This is a genomic window from Cytophagaceae bacterium (genome assembly GCA_016722655.1).
In the GTDB taxonomy this organism is placed as follows: Bacteria; Bacteroidota; Bacteroidia; order Cytophagales; family Spirosomataceae; genus Leadbetterella.
In genome coordinates this window covers 672,934-691,923 of record JADKIR010000004.1, presented here as the reverse complement: position 1 = coordinate 691,923, position 18,990 = coordinate 672,934, and the positions used below count along the sequence as shown (strand labels likewise).

Here is an 18,990-nt window from a genome sequence, read left to right as displayed (position 1 = left end):
AAATATGATTTTGAATTACAAAAAACCGGCTCAATGAACCGGTTTTTTTGTTTGCTAAACATTTGATATTATGTGGTTTTTACATTTAATATTATTCCCGAGTCACTAAAAAGATCATCAGTTGAAAATCCTTGAGATATTTTATTCGATATTTCCTCAGAGTTTTTTAAAAGTAATTTTTTGTTTGTGATTACTTCTGCTACAATAAAGAGAGCCACTTTTTTCTGTAAATCCGGGATATTGAAAAACAAGTTTGAATCGGATGAGTTGATTAGCTTGAGTACTGCTTTGTAAAGCAATTCCTTATTTTTGAAATAGTAGAATATCTCTGCTTTATTTACACTGGCTATTTCTGCAATTTTCTGAATACGGGTTCCATGAAAACCATATTGCAAAAATGTTTCTACCGCAGCTTTCAATATCTTATTTTCGGTTTTCATTCTTTTTGTATTTAATCGAATCTACCACATAATATATCATAGGTATGAGATATACAGTTAAAACCAATGACGATAACAGACCACCAATGATTACCCAGGCGAGACCGTTTTTCCATTCGCTGGCTGTACCTTTTGCCAATGCGATAGGAAGCATGCCTACAACCATTGACAAAGTGGTCATCAAAATGGGTCGCATTCTTCCTTTGCCTGCCATAATCAATGCCTCTTTAAAATTTTTGCCTTGTGCCTTAAGTTGATTCGTAAAATCTACAATCAGAATAGCATTTTTTACAACTAAACCCATTAACATAATCAAACCCAGCAATGCAAATAGACTAAGGTTACTCATGGCCAGATTAAGTGCGAAGAAAGCACCAATAGCTGCCAAAGGAATTGAAAACAGCACTATAAAAGGATATATGTAGCTATCATAAAGGGCCACCATGATGAGATAAATTAAGATAAAGGAAATCATCAAAACTGAACCCAAAGCCCCAAAGCTATCATTCTGGCGTTTAATATCACTACCCCAGGCCATTTGAATGTTTGCGGGAAGTGGATTAGATTTAACATAAGACACCACTTCGTCGGCCACCGTGCCGGAAGGTCTGCCTAATGCATCAGCTGTAATTGTTACTGCGGGCTGTCTGTCTTTTCTTTCCAATAGTGAGGAGGTTTTGTCTTGGGTGACTTTTGCAAACTGATTAACCTCAATGGGTAAACCCATAGGATTGACTACCGCATACTTGTTTACGTCTTCGTAATTTTGGCGGTTAAAGTCTTCAACCCAAATTCTTACCGGATATTCTACACCGTTTTCGGTCAATGTAGCATCGTCATTTCCCGAAAACGCCGCCCGGAGATTCTGCCCAACATAAGCTGAATTAAGCCCGAGCCTTTGCATTTTATCTTTATCAGGCTCAATTTTATACTCTGGACTCCCTTCTTCAACCGATAGCCTCACATTATCAGCACCGGGAATTTCTGCTATTATCTCTTTTAAATGTTTTCCAGCTGCCATCACCGAGTCAAGGTCAGAGCCACTTAAAGTAATTTCTATGGGTGCTGAACGTGGAATTAAGCCCAAAGCTGCCATAGAATAATTGATTCCGGGAAACTTTTGCTGTAGTGATGTTCTCAAGCCCTTCATGTATTCCTCAGTAGCCTGATTAGCCCTTTCTGTTTTGGGTTTAAGTTGAATTGTAAACTCCGTTTTATTGACACTTCCAACTCCAAGACTTCCGATTCCTGTGCTTGGACCACCGATATTGCTGAAAACCGTTGCTACTTCTTTTTGAGCAATAATGTATTTTTCTATTTCTGACGATACATCATTATTTTTTTGGATAGAAGTACTTTTATCAAACTCCAAAGCCATTCTGAATTTCCCCTGATCCCCGGTAGAAATGAGTTCTTTGCCAATTATTCCTTGTTTCATTACGCCTAGCGTTAAGGCAAAGAGAAAAAGAATAAATAATGTAAAGATTATTTTATGATTAAGAACCCACTCCAATTGCTTTCCATACCAGTTGGTAAATACATCAAGCTGGTGTTCAAACCAAAGCAGGAATTTGTTTATTGCATTGGTAGGTCTGAGATCTTCTTTTTTTCCAATTCTTGAGGCCAACCAGGGTGTTAACGTAAAGCCAACCAACAAACTGGTTAGAGTAGAGGTAATCACCACAACGGAAAATTGTTTCAGCATATCGGCTACAAATACCTGAATAAATAATATAGGAAGAAAAACTACCACATCAACCAAGGTGATAGACAAAGCTGAGAAACCAATTTCCATTCTACCGTCCATGGCAGCTTCGGCCTTATCTTTTCCGTGGTCAAGATGTTTTTGAATATTTTCCAATACTACTACAGCATCGTCAACCAAAATTCCAATAATTAGCGACATGGCCAGTAAAGTCATTAGATTGAGTGTATAACCTAGCAGCCACATAACAGCAAAAGCAGTGACAAGAGAAGTGGGTATAGCCACAATCACTATGAGGCTGTTCCGATAGCTTCTAAGAAATAAAAGCATTACCAAGGAAACCAGTATTACAGCAAGTATAAGGTCAACTACTACTGAGTTTACCGCTGCAATGGTATTGTCAGTGCTGTCGTCGGCGATTACAAATTTCACATTATGGAGTGCTTCTTTACTTTCAATGTTTTTAAAAACCGCTCTTACTGCTTTTGAAACCTCAACGGCATTGGCATCACCTTGTTTTTTCAAAAGTAACCCGATTCCATTTTTCCCATTGAATCGGCTCACTGAGTTTATTTCTCTTACGCCATCGCTTACTGTCGCCACATCTTTAACATATACCGGACTTCCTGCCACAGGCATAGCTATCTGTACATTTTTGATATCTTCCAGTGTCTGGAATTTGCCTGAAAAGCGTACCGCATTACTTTCAGTTTTAGTCTGGATTTTTCCTGCAGGCAAATCAATACCAGATCTATTGATGGCTTCAATCACCTGACTTAAGGCTACTCTGTAATATTTTAATTTATCTTTATCAGTTTTAACTTCAATCTCTCTCTCTTCACCACCAAGAAGCGTAAGTTCAGCCACACCCCTTACCTGCTGGATCTGGGGTAAATATTCATCTTTCATTTTTTGATAAAAAACTGTAGGTGGCATATCTCCCGTAGCACTTATTGACATAATCGGGAGATCATTGGGTGATACCTTACTCATTACCGGGCTTTGAATATCAGCAGGTAAATCTTTTCTTATGTTGTCAATATAACGCTGGGCATCCTGCATGGTTTTATCAAGGTCAGTGCCATACTTTAGATTTGCAATGACCACTGAGGCGTTTGGAAGTGATTTTGTAACCAGATAGTCCACTCCTTCAAGGTTAGCGAGTGCGTCTTCAATTTTTCGTGAAACCGAAGTCTCTACCTCTGCTGGTTCAGCACCGGGATATACAGTTTTGATTACAACAACCGGTTGATTAAAATCAGGCATCAATTCGTAGCTTAGGTTTTTGAAGCCTATCACTCCCAGCAAGGTAAAAACACTGAAAAGTACGATGATAAGAGAGGGTCTTTTTATTGCAATTTCGGTAATATTCATTTTACTGGGATTTTAATGGGTTACTTTAATATTGGCACCATCAAACAGATTGATAAAACCGCTCACAACAATTTCATCTCCAGGGTTTAGACCACTTTTGATTAACACCTTATCACTGGTTCTTTCTGCTATTTTTATCTCTTGCAATTGAGCTTTGCCATTTTTTACCAGATATACCATAGGTTTTTCGGCACTACCTTGTAATGCTGATGCCGGAATCGGGAGCCCTTTTTGTTGAGTTACTGAGTTTTGAAATACTTTGCCCATCATACCGGCTTTAATCTTTTGATCGGAAGTATTGCTGAGGCTCAGTTGTACCGGGAAACTGTTGCCTGCATTGCCTTTGCTGCCCACCATACTGACCTTTCCGCTAAATGTTACATCACTGTAGGCATCAGGGATTACACGGAAGGATTGACCCGGTTTGAAATATTTTAGGTCTGATTCGGGAACATTGATAGTAAACTTCAATGTACTCAGCTCAGTAATTTGTAAAAGAGGAACACCGGGAGCCGAAAATGATCCAATCTCCGAAAGTTTAGCCGTTACTATTCCTGAAAATGGAGCTAGTATTGATGTTTTTTTAATTTGCTCCACTATTCCGGCTTTTTGAGCTTCCGAATTTTTTATGGCCGATTGTTGCTGCAATGTCCGGCGTTGATTTTGAGCGTTTTTGAGTTGAATCTCAGCTTTTTCCAACTGCACACCTTGAATAGCATCAGAAGCAGCCAAAATATTGTATCTTCTTACATCTGCTTCCAGGCCCGCCAGTTGTACTGCATTGTTTTGCAATTGGATTTCAGTTTCAGCACTAAGATTTTGAATCATCACTTCTGCGGTTTTTAATTGTTGTTTAAGCAGAGCATCATCAAGCTTAATCAGCAATTGCCCTTGTCTAACCTGCGAACCCGCATCTACTAATATGGCATTTAATTTCCCTTGTACTTCGGCACTTATGCGGGTTTCGCGATTAGCTTCAAATACCCCGCTATAAGCCATTTCCTTTTGGTATTCTTCCTCAGAAATTTTCATTGTTTTTACCGGCAAGGCTGTATTTTTATCGTATGTATAAATTTTTTCGTTAGCTACCGATTTGTTTTTTTTCAATTTGACTACAACCAATGCTATCAATACAATGGGAATCAGAATTATGATCAGTTTTTTTAATGTTATATTTTTCATCTCAGTAAATTTTTAAATTTAATTAATGGGTTCGCATCCTGCCCTTAGAGTATTCTTTTGAAGATATTATGGCGGAATTTCAGGATATAGGAAAAAATACCTGCCAGGTGTGCAAAAAATAAGACCATAAATACATTTACCATTGCCCTATGAATATGAATTCCGTGACAGGCTTCTTCATCAAGTTTGAAGGTAAGGTCATTGGTGGTGATTGCTTCCAGATACCCGCTTTTCAGCATCATCAGGACACCAGTCATTGATAATATAAATATGGCGATATAAAACAGGTACTGCACCCAAACTATCACCTTGTTCCGTAGTAAAGAATTGGTTTTCAGTGGTTCCGGTCTTTTTTGAGTGAAATGAATAAAAACTCTTATGATAGTAAGTAAAGCCACTGTGAGGCCGACCACTGCATGTACTTTGAGAGCACCAAATGAGGTACCTTTTATTTGCTGATAATATTTTCCACTTATGACCATCAGAAGTATCAAAATGAATGAAACCCAATGGATAAATATGCTTGTTTTGTTGTATTTTTTCATAATTATAATCAGTAAATTGTATTATATTTTTTTGATGTTATTATCACTTTTTTACATTTACATTTCCCGAAATTTTTCTGAACTCGGCTATTGATTTCAGGTAATCAACCAGTGCATTGAGATGTGATTGCTGAGCATCTCTCATGGCGTTGTCGGCGAGTAAAACTTCGGTAAGTGCTGCCAGTCCTTGTTTTTGTTGCAAAAGAGTCTGATCATATATGGTTTGAGCCAGTTCTTTCTGTTTTTGTGTCAATTCAATCTGCTGTAAGCTGGTACTAATCTGCGACCTAAGGTTTTTTATCTGGATAGTGGTTTGGTCTCTGACTAAATCTGCCTGGAGATGGCTATTTATAATCTCCAGTTTCTTTTGTTTTATTTTTTGAAAATTGCTTCCACCGGAAAAAATCGGCAATGATAACTGCAAACCTGCAAAACTCACCGGGTAAAACCTCAAAAAGTCGTTGGGAGCTGTATCATAACCAAACCCCGTAGTGCCGTAAGCTCCAACAAGATTCAATGATGGTAAAGTGAGTGTTTTTAAGGTTTTCAATTCTCTTTTCAATAGTTTGTTTTGCATCATAACTATCTGATAATCTATATTTTGGTTTTCATCATCCAAGGCTTCCTCCTTTAGAGAAATAGTTGGGTCAATTTCAATATTTTGCTCCTGAGGCTTTCCCATCATTAGGATAAGATTATTGTGGAGCTGAATTTTTCTGGAAATCAATACCTCTTTTGGGTTGTCAATTGCTGCATTTGCAGCCTTACTTTTTCCACATCTGTTCCTTTGGCCATTTGCTGTGTTTGCAGCAGCTGGAGGTTAGATAGCAGTTTGCCGGTATTTTCAGTATTTTTATCAATAAGCGTGAGCTGGTGACCTATCAATTGGAGAGAAAAATATAAGCTGGAAATATCGTAAATGAGCTGTTGCTGACTTTTTTGGAACTGTAATCCACTTATTTCAGCTCCAATTGAGGTCATTTTAGATGCTCCTATCACCTGAGGTTGATAAAGCGGCATTGCAAACTGTATCTGAGCCGAAATATTATGCGGCACTCCAAACTGTGCCTCTTTAAATTGTCCAGGCTGACCGCCAAACACCGCAGCCGGTAATAGCTGCGTGGGTAATTCACTAAAATACTTATAATCTGAACCAAATGTGAGCTTTGGCCACAGATTGGCATTGGCTTCATTATGCCTAAGTTCACTTATGTGTTGATTGTTGGCAGCAATCTGAAGTGTTTTATTATGTTCACTTGCTATATTTAAACATTGCTCCAGGCTGTAAGTTTGGCTGTATGCCGGGGAGCCAATTATTACAAGAGCAAGTATGTAAATATTCACTAACTTTTTCATACAAATTTTTTTATTTTACAAGCAAAAGATTACTGGTCTCCAGTGCATCGACCCAATGTTTAACATTTGGTTCAATATTGACATAATTTCCAGGCAATAAATCGATCGACTGACCTTTTTCGTCGGAGTACCGGGCATGACCTGTAACACATACCAAAAATGCGGGAACCTTTGTGGTGTGTTCTTTGAGCTGTTTGTCTTTTAATATTTGCAAAGAAACGACCTTGTTTTCCTGGGTATTAAAGACCAGATGGGTTGAAACATCTTTGATTTCGGTATGATTATTTTTTAAATGCATTGTATTATTGTTTATTGGTTTTACTGATTTGCAGCTCATTACAAAAATTGCTGCTACTAATATTATACTCAGATTTTTCATTACTTATGTTTTACTTCTAATATGGTTATTAAACTTTCCAGTATATTATTTCCCGATCTAACTAAATCAAATTCAAAATTTGCGATTCTCCATTTAAACATCTGTAGCCTTATAGCCCCCATAATAATATGTGCAACCTCCTCAGCACTGATGGCTTTGGTAAAAGTACCCTCGGCCTGACCTTGCATGATTATTGGCAATAGATGTTTCATTTTAATTTGCATAATCTTAAAGATAGTTTGGTTTACCCTCAGGCTTTCTTCCATAAGGCCATCAGAGAATACCGCCACCACAAAATGAGGATGACTGCTAAAGAATTCAAATTGATTGTGAAAGATATTGATGAAGTTATCCCTGGCTGAACTGGAGCTTTTGATTACTTTCTGATATCTTTGATCCATACTATCAGCCAGATATTCAAGTAATTCCACAATAATCTCCTCTTTGCTGGTAAAATGCCTGTAAATGGCACTTTCCGAAAACTTCATTTCTTTAGCCAGATTTTTTATGGTCAGGCCACTAACGCCAGAATTTGTCAAAATTTTCCCTGCTGCTTCTATTATTTCCAATTGCCTTTCAGAGATTTCACTTACCATTGTTTATATATTTTTTAAATTAAAAAAAGCAAATCCCATCCATAACACTGATGTGGTCATACTTATGGCTCCGATTAGAACAAACACCGGCGACATGCCCAAATATATTTCTGCCAGAATCCCTAAAGGCATTAAAATCCCAATAAGTGCCAGCCACGAAATAATTTTAACGTTTTTCAACCGACCATTGAAATGAAATAGTAAATATCCCATCAAAATATTTAAGAAAGCAAATAAATTGCCATGAACGTGTGCCAGACGTGCCTCAAAGTGCTTTCCAATGCTGTAAGAATTAACCCAGACCTCCTTGTCAGGTGCAAAATCACGAAGATAGATCAATAAAAATCCATAGGCCATAAATAAGCCCATGATTAAAAACCCTACCGATAGATTAACTTTCCCATTCATAACCATAATGTTTTATGTTAGTGAATATTCACTTCACAAATGTAATTCTAATTATCAATAAGTCAAGTTTTATTTGATTTTTTTTTATTATATATGCAAAAAGGAGAAAAATCTATTTCTGATAGGTCGCTTTTGGTTATAAAAACTCGAAATCTATTCAAACAAAAACATAAAAAAGGTTGAGACGCAGGAAAAAAAGACTGGGTAAATTAGTTTTAGAAGATTTATTCAAGGGAAAAAATAAAGGGGCCATATCATGGAATAGCCCCTTTTGATCTTACGCTTCTGTTTTGGCTGGCACTGCTACCTTTCGACGCCTTTTACGCATCGATTTTTTAGTGCCGCCCGCCATCTGGTATTGATTGGAATCTTTACCATATCTGGCACCCACACCAATGAGAATCCGTTCGTTAAGGTCTTTTAACGCTTTCTCTTTTTCCCGAATGCGGTTTCTGACCTCTCCCATGGAGCTCAATTGGGTATTGTAAGAATTAATCAGGTCGTCCACTTCTTTGATTGCAGCCTGATAACTTTCTATATTGAGACCATTGCCCAGATCCAAATCAGTGGCAATTGCTTTAACGCCCGCAAGTCTCGAAGTGGCGTTTTGGATTGAAATACTAGAGATATATCTCATATTTTTTTAAATAATTATGCCCTTTTTTTTTAAAATCAATCCCCAATGACATATATTTAAACGCTAATTAAAAACTATGTCGGGGGGCTGCTTCTTTTTATGGAAGCGGCCTTCTGATTTTTTGTGGAATCGGGCGGTGAAAAACTAAAAACAAAAATTAAAAATTAAAAAATTAAATTAACTACACTTTCTTTTACCGGCTTCTGATTAATCAGAAACCTACGTTTGGTACCCATAACCTACCTTCGCCCATGATCCGAAAAGGTTTTGATACCCGGCTGTTCAATAGGGGATTAACCCTATTTTTTTCTTATTTGATGAAGTTTCCGTCTTTCATACAAATAAAATTTAACTATACCGCAAACATATAAAAAAAAATTCTATGAAAAATTTCACAAATTATTTGCTTTTTTAAAAAGCTTTGAAAATCAGTAAATTGAGAAAATAATTGAGGAAAAATTGATGATTTTGTTTATAAATTTTGAAATTTGAGGAAAAATTAAAAATTCAATACAACAACTATTTGAAAATCAGAAACTTGAATTGTTGACTATATTTACTTTTAGCCCGAATTATGTGGATAACGCTGGAAAACAGGTAAAATATCTAAAAATCTTATCAAAAACCTTTGATTTTTTCTCAGAATTGCCTCTTTCTCTGGGACTTATTTGAAGGTAAAATGGGAGTGTCTAATCAAGTATAGTGAATGTTGAATAAAGTTTGGTGAATGTTGAATCAAGTTTGGCGAATGTTGAATCAAGTTTGGTGAATGCCTAATCAAGTTTGGTGAATGTCAAATCAAGTTTGGTGAATGTCAAATCAAGTTTGGTGAATGTTGAATCAAGTTTGGTGAATGTTGAATCAAGTTTGGTGAATGTCTAATCAAGTTTGGCGAATGTTGAATCAAGTTTGGTGAATGTCAAATCAAGTTTGGTAATCGGTCAACAATGAAATATATAATTAAAATTTCAAATATTTTTCGATTCCCGGTAAACGATTAAGATATTTAGAAATTACCAAACCGAGAATTGGGAAATTAGGGATGTTGATTATATTGCCACAATAATTTGGAATCATGATCAATAAAAGCTGGAGTAAAGCCAGTCTGTTTTTCTTTTTGATGGTGGCCGTGATAGGTACCACTTTACGGGCTGCCGGGTATTTTAATATTCCGCTGGGCTATCGCAACCTGGTGCATGCACACTCTCATACCGGGTTTCAGGGCTGGGTATATACCATCATGTTCCTTATCATTACCAGCATATATATCAGCCCGGAAAAACTAAAGAAAGGCAAATATTCTTTACAGTTCAAGCTTACGCTTTTGGTATTGGCGGGGGTTCTGGTGTCGTTTTCCTTACAAGGTTATGGTTTGTATTCCATAGTTTTTTCGACCTTGTTTCAAGTGCTCAATTATTGGTTTATATATCGTTTCCTGAAAGATACCACCGATACGCTATCAACCCAATACTCCCTGAAATTCATCAAAACCGGCTTGTACTTTGGCTTGATTTCTACGCTTTTGCCTTATGCAATTGGCATCACCTCAGCAAAAGGACTCAATGGCACCGAGCTCTATCAATCTTTGATATATACTTTTTTGCATTTTCAATACAACGGTTGGTTTTTGTTTATCGTCATAGGTTTGTTTTTTAGATTTTTAGAAACCCATGCACCGGCAGTAAACTCAACATATATTTGGTGTTTTTATTGGTTCTTTACCTTAGCATTTATTCCGGCTACTGCTCTTTCACTTTTAGGCATGAGCTTTTCTTCCCACTTGCTTTTCTTTGCTATTTTTGCCACAGTTTTTCAGATTGCAGGTTTAATTTGTTTTTTATTGATTATCAAACAAATGCCTTTCAAATTGAAATCAAAAAGCTATTTGAGCAAAGTGTTTCTTTACCTTTTCCTAATTTCGTTTGTGCTCAAGGTAACGGTACAGGGGCTGTCGGTTTTTCCATCAATGTGGGAACTCGCTTTTTTTGAGAAGAATATCGTGCTGGCATATCTGCATCTGAGCCTGATTGGCACTATCTCGTTTTTGCTGATAGCCTGGTTGTTTGAATTGGGCTATCTGGGTCACAGTCTTTGGACTAAAACGGGCAGTGTACTTTTGATTTCTGGTTTTTTTATCACCGAAATTATCCTTATGACAGGCGGGTTACATTGGTATTATAGTCAGGATTGGCTCATTGCGGGCAGTGTGGCTATGGTATCAGGAGTTCTTGCTTTTATATTTAGTCCGGTTGCAGGCGATTAAAAAGGAAATAAATTTGTATTTTATTATCATGGAGGTATTTCTACCAAAACTATACATTTAGAAAGTTACACAAAAGCCACAAAGGAGCCACAAAATGCACAAAGAAATACTTGTCCATTTTTTTAAACATTAAGATCATTAAGGAATTAAGGGCATGAAGATTATAGTCTTAGAACATATCAAACTCAGTACTCGCAACCCGCCACCCGGAACTTACCAACTTACCAACTTACCACCTTTCCAACTAAAAGGAAACTACTTCCTACTCCCTGTTACCTAAGTTACGCAAAAGCCACAAAGAAGCCACAAAATGCACAAAGAAATACTTGTCCATTTTTTTAAACATTAAGATCATTAAGGAATTAAGGGCATGAAGATTATAGTCTTAGAACATATCAAACTCAGTACTCGCAACCCGCCACCCGGTACTTACCAACTTACCAACTTACCACCTTTCCAACTAAAAGGAAACTACTTCCTACTCCCTGTTACCTAAGTTACGCAAAAGCCACAAAGGAGCCACAAAATGCACAAAGAAATACTTGTCCATTTTTTTAAACATTAAGATCATTAAGGAATTAAGGGCATGAAGATTATAGTCTTAGAACATATCAAACTCAGTACTCGCAACCCGCCACCCGGAACTTACCAACTTACCAACTTACCACCTTTCCAACTAAAAGGAAACTACTTCCTACTCCCTGTTACCTAAGTTACGCAAAAGCCACAAAGAAGCCACAAAATGCACAAAGAATGCCGGGTTCTTTTCTTAACCATGAAGGAATTAAGGCATGAAGATTTAACCCTCTGAACATTTCATACCCAGTACCCGCCCCTCGCAACCCCGAACTTTCCAACTTTCTAACTTTCCACCTTTCCAACTTACTAACTTAAAACACTGTTGCCTACTCCCTGTTGCCTATAACCTATAATTAGCACATTAACTCATTAGCACATTATCACATTATTTACTATTTTTGAAAAAAGAAACAGCTCTTATCCAATGACCCTCGACCAATACATAGCCAGTATAAACACACGATATAAATCGGGAAACGCCACCGAACATACTTACCGCGGCGACTTGCAGCAGCTTATTGAAAGCCTGGTGCCTACCGTGAAAGCTACCAACGAACCCAAACGCCAGAAATGCGGTGCTCCTGACTACATCATCACCAAAAAGGAAATACCGGTGGGCTTTATCGAGGCCAAGGATATTGGCGACAAAGACCTTGAAGGCAATAAGAAGGCTGTTAATAAAGAGCAGTTTGACCGCTACAAAGGCTCATTGGGCAATCTCCTATTTACTGACTACCTCGACTTCCTGCTTTATAGAGAGGGCGTATTTATAGATAAAGTGTCGGTAGGAAAACTCACCGACCACGGCATAGAGCCACTGAAAGAAAACTTTGGCACTTTTGAAAACCTCATAAAGGATTTCTGTCAGCAGAAAACCCAGACCATCCGCAGTTCCAAACGCCTTGCAGAAATGATGGCAGGAAAAGCCCGGATGCTCGCTGACGTAATCAACAAGGCACTGGTCTCTGATGAAAAACACAATGAAGACAGCTCCCTGAAAGAACAAATGCAGGGCTTCAAAGATATCCTGATTCATGACATTACGCCCAAGGCCTTTGCCGATGTGTATGCTCAGACCATAGCCTACGGTATGTTTGCCGCCCGGCTCCATGACCCCACACTACCGACCTTTAGCCGACAGGAAGCCGCCGAGCTGATACCCAAGTCTAATCCTTTTCTGAGAAAACTTTTTGGATATATTGCCGGGCCTGACATTGACGACCGTATCCTGTGGATAGTGGACGACCTCGTGGAGATATTTCTGGCTTGTAATGTGGAAGAACTTCTCAAAAACTATGGCCGCAGCACCGCTATGCAGGATCCCATCATACATTTTTATGAGACATTCCTGAGTGAGTATGACCCCGCACTACGCAAAGCCCGGGGGGTATGGTACACGCCTGAGCCGGTGGTAAACTTTATCGTGCGAGCAGTGGACGACATCCTAAAGACCGAGTTTGGCTTACCGATGGGACTGGCCGACACCAGCAAAACCAAAATAAAAGTAAGACCCCAGGGTCAGGCCAAAGAAATAGAGCAGGAAGTACACCGGGTACAAATACTTGACCCGGCCACTGGCACAGGTACGTTTTTGGCGGAGGTAGTGCAGCAGATATACCAGCAGTTTGAAGGGCAGCAGGGAGTGTGGAGCAACTATGTAGAAAACCATCTCATTCCCCGGCTCAATGGCTTTGAGCTCTTGATGGCCTCTTATGCCATGGCTCACCTTAAGCTTGATTTGCTACTGACCGAGACCGGCTACCGACCCACCAAAAACCAGCGGTTTAGAGTGTATCTGACCAACAGCCTCGAAGAGCACCACCCCGAAACCGGCTCACTGTTTGCCAACTGGCTGAGTACCGAAGCCAACGAAGCCAACCATATCAAGCGGGATACCCCTGTGATGTGTGTGATAGGTAACCCTCCCTATAGCGGTGAAAGTGCAAATAAAGGTGAATGGATAATGAATCTGATGGAAGATTATAAAAAAGAACCTGGCGGGTTAGAAAAATTGAAAGAGAAAAACTCGAAATCTATTAATGATGATTATGTAAAGTTTTTAAGATATGGACAATACTTCATAGAAAAAAATGAATCTGGAATATTAGCTTTTATAAATCCTCATGGCTATTTAGACAATCCGACATACAGGGGGATGAGGTGGAACTTATTGAAAACCTATGATAAAATTTATACTATAGATCTGCATGGAAATGCTAAGAAGAAAGAGACAAATATTGATGGCACAATAGATGTTAATGTCTTTGATATTCAACAAGGAGTTTCAATAAATATTTTTGTAAAAAATGGAAATAAAAAACAAAATGAACTTGGCAAAGTTTACCACTATGATGTATTTGGAAAACGTGAATTTAAATATAATTTTTTATCTAATAACAATTTAAAATCCATTGATTTTTCCGAAATAAAAATAAATGATTCGAATTTTTTCTTTGTTCCCAAAAATTTTACAGAACAGGAAACTTACCAAAACGGTGTTTATTTACCTGATTTATTTCCATTTAAATCGAGTGGTATAAAAACACACAATGATCAGGACCTTGTTACAGATAATCAAGAAACTTTAAAATCCAATATCATTAAATTAGGCTACGAATATCAAAAAATTAAAGTTAAGAAATATTTATATAGACCTTTTGACAAAGGTTATATATATTATGACTCCAAAATCTTAGGTAGAGCGAGAGAAAAAACTATTTACCATCTTGAAAAAAATAATCTCGGTTTAATTTTAGTTAATCAACCACAGGCCGCAAATTTGGCTTTTTTTGATTGTGTATTTTTGACAGATTGTTTTGCCGATACTAATATGTTTAGAAGAGGTGGGCCGATAAATTTTCCCTTATATTATTTTAGTAATTTTAAAAGTAATGAAATATTTGAAAATACAGTCAACCGTATCCCAAACTTCAACAAAGAAATTCTAAATCAAATTGTCGAAAAGTTAGGTTTGACTTTTGTGGCGGAGAGAGAAGATGGCAATGTATGTTTTGCCAACAATAACGATGAACTCAGAGATGAGTTTAAGTCGGTGTTTGCTCCCATTGATTTGCTGGACTATATCTATGCCGTATTACATTCTCCTGCTTATCGTGAAAAGTATAAAGAATTTCTAAAAATCGATTTCCCACGGGTGCCATATCCTGAGGATGCAGCTAAGTTCTGGCAATTGGTAAAGCTAGGTGGCGAAATACGACAGCTGCATTTACTGGAAAGTGCTGCCGTCAATAAATTCATCACCAAATATCCGATAGATGGCAGCAACGTAGTAGCCAAACCGGTCTTTAAAGAAGGCAAAGTGTATATCAACGATACGCAATACTTCGACCAGGTACCGCTTACAGCCTGGGAGTTTTATATCGGTGGCTATCAACCCGCCCAAAAATGGCTAAAAGACCGCAAAGACCGTGAACTCAGCTTCGAAGATATCCAACATTACCAAAAAATCATCGTCGCCCTCACTGAGACAGATAGATTGATGAAGGAGATTGATTTGGTGGGGGTGGTGTAGGGTGGAGTTCTTAATTAATCATTTGAAAATTTATTATCCATTAACTTCTCCTTAAAAGAAGTACCAAATGTATAGGCAAAAGTTATTAGGATAGCTCTCGAATCAACTTTAAAAATTCTACTGAAGTAAAAGTCTTTGGTTTCCCAAATAAAGCCGTTTTTCTGAGTATTGAATACATCAGTAATTATCAACCCCAAACGGCCTTTTTCTCTTATTATTTTCTGTTGAAACGCAAAATCTACATTATAAATAGCTATTCTTCTTCCCTGTATAGTAGCCGTAGGGGAGTTATAAAATGCGTTGATTTGAAATCTGGAGTTTTTCTTAACAATTATATCATTTGTCCACTTAGCATTCCAACTTGTAACTTGATTGAGTATATCGGATTTAATATTTTGGGCATTGATATTTTGATTAAATATTGATGAACTTAGGTTTGTTTTCCATGCCTTATTTACTTCAAATGAAAAAAGAGTCTCCAAACCCAAAGTTGTTGTAGAGCCCGCATTTAATGGTTGGGTGAATAATACTCCATTGGGCATTAGTTTTGTAAATGGCAAAATGCTATTATGGCTATTTCGATAGTAAGGTTTTACAGAAAAGCTACCTTTGTTAAATTCATGGTCATAATTCAACTCGGCATTTTGTGCAATTTCCGGCAAAAGAGTTGGATTTCCACTTCTTTGAGTCAAAGAGTCAGTAATGTCAGTAAAAGGGTTAAGTTGCCCAAGAGATGGTCTGTTTATTCGCCTTCCATAAATAAATCTAATATTTTGAATATCAGAGATTTGATAGCTGAGGTTGGCGTTGGGAAACAAATTGATATAGTTATTATTAAAATCAATCGAAAGTGATTTTACAGTGCCGGAATTATGGGTTTGCTCCATTCTGAGGCCTATTTCATAGCTCCATTTTCCAATTTCATTTTTTAATTGGGTGTATATAGCAGGTACCCATTCCTCAAATGTTAGCGAGCCTGTGCGGTTAGGAACCAATACGTAATTATTATCTATTTGGTCTTCACGGCTAAAATCATTGGCAAACTTCCTGAATAGCGTTTTAAAGCCGGTTTCAAATGTTGCATTACTAATTTTTTGAAAATAGTCGAGTTTAAAAATATTATTTGATCCAAAATCAGAAAAACTCGTTTTTTGCATGAACGGAACCCCTGTTTCAATATTTTCGGAAGACAAATCTTGTGAAATAATTGGAGTTTTTTCCAGACCATCGCCAAATGATGTACTAAGGTTTGTACTAATTCTTGATTTATCTTTGCTAATTTCAAGCTCATATTTTATAGCTATCTCGGCAGAATATCCCTTTCTTCTTTCATCAGAATATCGCCTGCTTTTATTTTGGAACACATATTCCTGATTGTAAATTGTATTGTAAAGTGTCTCAAAATTGGTTTCTTTCTCTATCCCTATAACCATTTCAGCTCCAAAAGATTTTTTTTCACCTTTAAAGTCAATATTTGATCTAATGTTGTGGATTTCTTCCTTTCGCTCATCATTTCGTCTTTGCTTTAGGTAATATTGGGACGGAAGATTAAAATTTGTTCTGTCACCTTCAGCCTTTCTATTTCTTTCAGCAAGTCTATTATCGTATCCCAGCCCTAAATTCCATTTGTTTTTTTTATAATTGACCAAAAAAGAATTATTTAATCTCCAGCTATAACCCAAACCACCGGCTATCGAAAAAGCACCATTTATTCCCTCAGCCTTACCTTTTTTCAAAATTATGTTTATTATGCCGTTTTCAGACTCAGCATCGTATGAAGCCCCCGGAGAAGTTATAATCTCGATTTTTTCAATACTGTTTGCAGGAAGATTATTTAAATTGTCAAACTTTGAGTTTCTTCCATTAATGAGTACTAAGGGTGATTTTCCCCTGAGATTAATAGCTCCCTCTGCATCAATAAAAATCATTGGAGTGCTTCTAAGTAGATCCAGTGCATTTCCTGATTGTGTAAATAGTGAAGCATCAGTAGATATAATAAATCCGGTTTTGGTTTGTTGAATTAACTCTTTTTTTCTGGTTATCGTTACATCTTTTAGTTCAATAATTTCACTTTCTAAAATATATGGCCCAATTATTAAATTTTCGGAGTGCCGTTTTTCAATAGCGATACTTTGTTTTTTATAACCTATGCCATGAAATTTTAGAATATATTGGCCTTTAGCAATATTGATAAAATCAAAGATTCCTGAGGAGTCGCAGGTTAGTCCCTGAAAAATATTTATTGTATCAGGTTTTTTAAAAAGTAAAACATTAACAAATTCGATTGGATTTCCAGCATTGTCAATTAGTTTTCCGGAAATGTTATTTTGAGATTTACATAAAAATGAAATCAAGATAAAGGTTAAAATCAGAGGGCCTTTCATTTAACAAGCTTTAATGCATTATTTAATCTTTGAGCGGCATTGTCCCAGTCTAAAATGTTAAACAAAGCATCAACAAAATCGGCTCTTTTATTTTTGTATTTGAGATAATAAGAATGTTCCCAAACATCAATAACCATTAAAGGAATTACACCCCATTGGGTAAGTTTTTCATGATTTTCGCATTGCAGAATTGTGAGTTTATCGGTATATGGTTGATAACCTAATATTCCCCAGCCATTGCCATCTAAATTCTTGGAAGTTTGGGCGAGATAAATCTTTAATTTTTCATAACTGCCAAAATCTTTCTCAATTCTTTTAAGTAAATCACCATTTGGTGTTGTTGTTTTATTGCCCAGATTGGTCCAAAATATAGAGTGAAGAATATGTGATGAAAGATGAAAAGAAAGCTTTTTGGTCCAGTAATCTATAGTTTCGAAATTGTTAGATTCAATAGCTTCTTTAATTTTTTTCATATCATTATTGGCGGCTTTAGTTGCTCCACCATGATGAAAAGTGTAGTGAAGATGCAATGTCTCGGAGTCCATATATGGTTCCAAAAAACTTTCTGAATATGGCAATGGTTGTAAAACAAAATTCCCGTTTGCATCAACGAGTTTATCAATATTATTATTTGTTAAATTCTCACCAAATGCGTTATTAGTTCCAATTACGGCAGCTAAGCTTGTCAAGGCTCCGGTCTTTAAGAAATGTTCTCTTTTCACTTTTTCAAATGTTTAATTTATTGAATAATAAAGCAATTTTAGAAATTCAAAATAGTGCCTTTTTGAATATTGCTTTTTACACAAATGTAATTAAAAAATAAGATTAATTCTTAATTCTATTTTAACTTGAATGTTAAATTTTGACCAATGCATTTTAAGGTTTGGAATACAAAAAATGAAATATCTAGATTGTTTTATTGTATTAAGTTTCTCCAAAATAATAGAATCAAAATACCCAAAGATATGTTGTTCCAAATATAAAAACCTTAAATATGACCGATACCCGACAGCATTGGGAAAATGTGTTCTCTACCAAGGCCGAAAACGAAGTAAGCTGGTTTCAGCCCTATCCCAAAACCTCAGTCGAATTTCTCGAACTATTTAATTTACCCCTCGATGCCCATATCATTGATATTGGCGGAGGCGACAGCTATCTGGTCGATGTGATGCTTGAAAAGGGTTATCAAAACATTTATGTACTTGATATTTCAGCAATGGCTCTGGAAAGGGCAAAGCTGCGACTGGGAGAAAAGGCAAACCGGGTAAATTGGATCGTATCTGATGTGATAGATTTTGTGCCTCCTGTAAAATTTGACTTTTGGCATGATAGGGCGGCTTTTCACTTCCTTACCACCGATGCCCGAATCAACAAATACGTAAGCATAGCCGAGCAGGGCATTAGTGCAGATGGATATCTGGTATTGGGTACTTTTTCAGAGTCAGGCCCGACAAAATGCAGCGGTCTGGAAATCAAACAATACTCGGAGGCCTCTATGTCGGTGAGATTTGAGAGAAGTTTTGAGAGAATCAAATGTATAGAAGAAACTCATGAAACGCCATTTGACACTACTCAAAACTTCATTTTTTGTAGTTTTAGAAAAAACTGAT

At 37.0% G+C, this 18,990-nt stretch carries 15 protein-coding genes; 3 read left to right on the top strand and 12 right to left on the bottom strand.

Translation table 11 applies throughout. The annotated features are described in order from the left end of the window. Positions 1 to 68 precede the first annotated feature (68 nt). From IPP61_03575 to IPP61_03530, 10 genes are all read right to left on the bottom strand, one after another. The gene (locus IPP61_03575) at positions 69 to 440 is read right to left on the bottom strand and encodes a TetR family transcriptional regulator (GenBank protein MBL0324254.1); all 372 of its coding nucleotides are present in this window, start codon (positions 438 to 440) and stop codon (positions 69 to 71) included. Beyond that, entirely contained in the window at positions 424 to 3,519 is a 3,096-nt protein-coding gene (locus IPP61_03570) for an efflux RND transporter permease subunit (protein ID MBL0324253.1), read from the bottom strand. The genes IPP61_03575 and IPP61_03570 overlap by 17 nt, the downstream gene beginning before the upstream one ends. Positions 3,520 to 3,531: 12 nt before the next feature. Continuing rightward, the gene (locus IPP61_03565) at positions 3,532 to 4,701 is read right to left on the bottom strand and encodes an efflux RND transporter periplasmic adaptor subunit (protein MBL0324252.1); all 1,170 of its coding nucleotides are present in this window, start codon (positions 4,699 to 4,701) and stop codon (positions 3,532 to 3,534) included. A 44-nt stretch (positions 4,702 to 4,745) separates the two neighbouring features. Further along, complete coding sequence (locus tag IPP61_03560) at positions 4,746 to 5,246, bottom strand: cytochrome b/b6 domain-containing protein (GenBank protein ID MBL0324251.1); 501 nt, start codon at positions 5,244 to 5,246, stop codon at positions 4,746 to 4,748. 43 nt (positions 5,247 to 5,289) lie between these two features. Then, positions 5,290 to 5,931, bottom strand: a complete 642-nt coding sequence (locus tag IPP61_03555) for a TolC family protein (protein MBL0324250.1) — start codon at positions 5,929 to 5,931, stop codon at positions 5,290 to 5,292. Between the two features lie 38 nt (positions 5,932 to 5,969). Further along, complete coding sequence (locus IPP61_03550; protein ID MBL0324249.1) at positions 5,970 to 6,602, bottom strand: TolC family protein; 633 nt, start codon at positions 6,600 to 6,602, stop codon at positions 5,970 to 5,972. 10 nt (positions 6,603 to 6,612) lie between these two features. Then, positions 6,613 to 6,900, bottom strand: a complete 288-nt coding sequence (locus tag IPP61_03545) for a hypothetical protein (GenBank protein MBL0324248.1) — start codon at positions 6,898 to 6,900, stop codon at positions 6,613 to 6,615. Between the two features lie 80 nt (positions 6,901 to 6,980). Next, the gene (locus tag IPP61_03540; GenBank protein MBL0324247.1) at positions 6,981 to 7,577 is read right to left on the bottom strand and encodes a TetR/AcrR family transcriptional regulator; all 597 of its coding nucleotides are present in this window, start codon (positions 7,575 to 7,577) and stop codon (positions 6,981 to 6,983) included. Between the two features lie 3 nt (positions 7,578 to 7,580). Continuing rightward, positions 7,581 to 7,985 (bottom strand): hypothetical protein, encoded by a 405-nt coding sequence (locus tag IPP61_03535; protein MBL0324246.1) that lies wholly within the window; start codon positions 7,983 to 7,985, stop codon positions 7,581 to 7,583. A 277-nt stretch (positions 7,986 to 8,262) separates the two neighbouring features. Then, the gene (locus IPP61_03530; GenBank protein ID MBL0324245.1) at positions 8,263 to 8,622 is read right to left on the bottom strand and encodes a hypothetical protein; all 360 of its coding nucleotides are present in this window, start codon (positions 8,620 to 8,622) and stop codon (positions 8,263 to 8,265) included. A 1,075-nt stretch (positions 8,623 to 9,697) separates the two neighbouring features. Here IPP61_03530 and IPP61_03525 point away from each other — a divergent pair. Then, positions 9,698 to 10,885: a hypothetical protein gene (locus IPP61_03525; GenBank protein ID MBL0324244.1), complete on the top strand. Its 1,188-nt coding sequence runs from the start codon at positions 9,698 to 9,700 to the stop codon at positions 10,883 to 10,885. A gap of 1,003 nt (positions 10,886 to 11,888) precedes the next feature. Next, the gene (locus IPP61_03520) at positions 11,889 to 14,996 is read left to right on the top strand and encodes an N-6 DNA methylase (protein MBL0324243.1); all 3,108 of its coding nucleotides are present in this window, start codon (positions 11,889 to 11,891) and stop codon (positions 14,994 to 14,996) included. A 14-nt stretch (positions 14,997 to 15,010) separates the two neighbouring features. On the opposite strand, the gene IPP61_03515 is transcribed toward IPP61_03520, so the two are convergent. Beyond that, the gene (locus tag IPP61_03515) at positions 15,011 to 17,380 is read right to left on the bottom strand and encodes a TonB-dependent receptor (GenBank protein MBL0324242.1); all 2,370 of its coding nucleotides are present in this window, start codon (positions 17,378 to 17,380) and stop codon (positions 15,011 to 15,013) included. After that, entirely contained in the window at positions 17,377 to 18,102 is a 726-nt protein-coding gene (locus IPP61_03510; protein MBL0324241.1) for a superoxide dismutase, read from the bottom strand. Before IPP61_03510 ends, IPP61_03515 begins: the two co-directional genes overlap by 4 nt. A gap of 272 nt (positions 18,103 to 18,374) precedes the next feature. Here IPP61_03510 and IPP61_03505 point away from each other — a divergent pair, with 272 nt between their 5' ends. Beyond that, the gene (locus tag IPP61_03505) at positions 18,375 to 18,989 is read left to right on the top strand and encodes a class I SAM-dependent methyltransferase (protein MBL0324240.1); all 615 of its coding nucleotides are present in this window, start codon (positions 18,375 to 18,377) and stop codon (positions 18,987 to 18,989) included. The last annotated feature ends 1 nt before the right edge of the window (position 18,990 follow it).

Coding starts and splice junctions, on each gene's coding strand:
- IPP61_03515 (MBL0324242.1), bottom strand. CDS start 17,380: ATGAAAGGCCCTCTGATTTTAACCTTTATCTTGATTTCATTTTTATGT.
- IPP61_03560 (MBL0324251.1), bottom strand. CDS start 5,246: ATGAAAAAATACAACAAAACAAGCATATTTATCCATTGGGTTTCATTC.
- IPP61_03540 (MBL0324247.1), bottom strand. CDS start 7,577: ATGGTAAGTGAAATCTCTGAAAGGCAATTGGAAATAATAGAAGCAGCA.
- IPP61_03545 (MBL0324248.1), bottom strand. CDS start 6,900: ATGCATTTAAAAAATAATCATACCGAAATCAAAGATGTTTCAACCCAT.
- IPP61_03520 (MBL0324243.1), top strand. CDS start 11,889: ATGACCCTCGACCAATACATAGCCAGTATAAACACACGATATAAATCG.
- IPP61_03525 (MBL0324244.1), top strand. CDS start 9,698: ATGATCAATAAAAGCTGGAGTAAAGCCAGTCTGTTTTTCTTTTTGATG.
- IPP61_03550 (MBL0324249.1), bottom strand. CDS start 6,602: ATGAAAAAGTTAGTGAATATTTACATACTTGCTCTTGTAATAATTGGC.
- IPP61_03555 (MBL0324250.1), bottom strand. CDS start 5,931: ATGATGGGAAAGCCTCAGGAGCAAAATATTGAAATTGACCCAACTATT.
- IPP61_03575 (MBL0324254.1), bottom strand. CDS start 440: ATGAAAACCGAAAATAAGATATTGAAAGCTGCGGTAGAAACATTTTTG.
- IPP61_03505 (MBL0324240.1), top strand. CDS start 18,375: ATGACCGATACCCGACAGCATTGGGAAAATGTGTTCTCTACCAAGGCC.
- IPP61_03535 (MBL0324246.1), bottom strand. CDS start 7,985: ATGAATGGGAAAGTTAATCTATCGGTAGGGTTTTTAATCATGGGCTTA.
- IPP61_03530 (MBL0324245.1), bottom strand. CDS start 8,622: ATGAGATATATCTCTAGTATTTCAATCCAAAACGCCACTTCGAGACTT.
- IPP61_03565 (MBL0324252.1), bottom strand. CDS start 4,701: ATGAAAAATATAACATTAAAAAAACTGATCATAATTCTGATTCCCATT.
- IPP61_03570 (MBL0324253.1), bottom strand. CDS start 3,519: ATGAATATTACCGAAATTGCAATAAAAAGACCCTCTCTTATCATCGTA.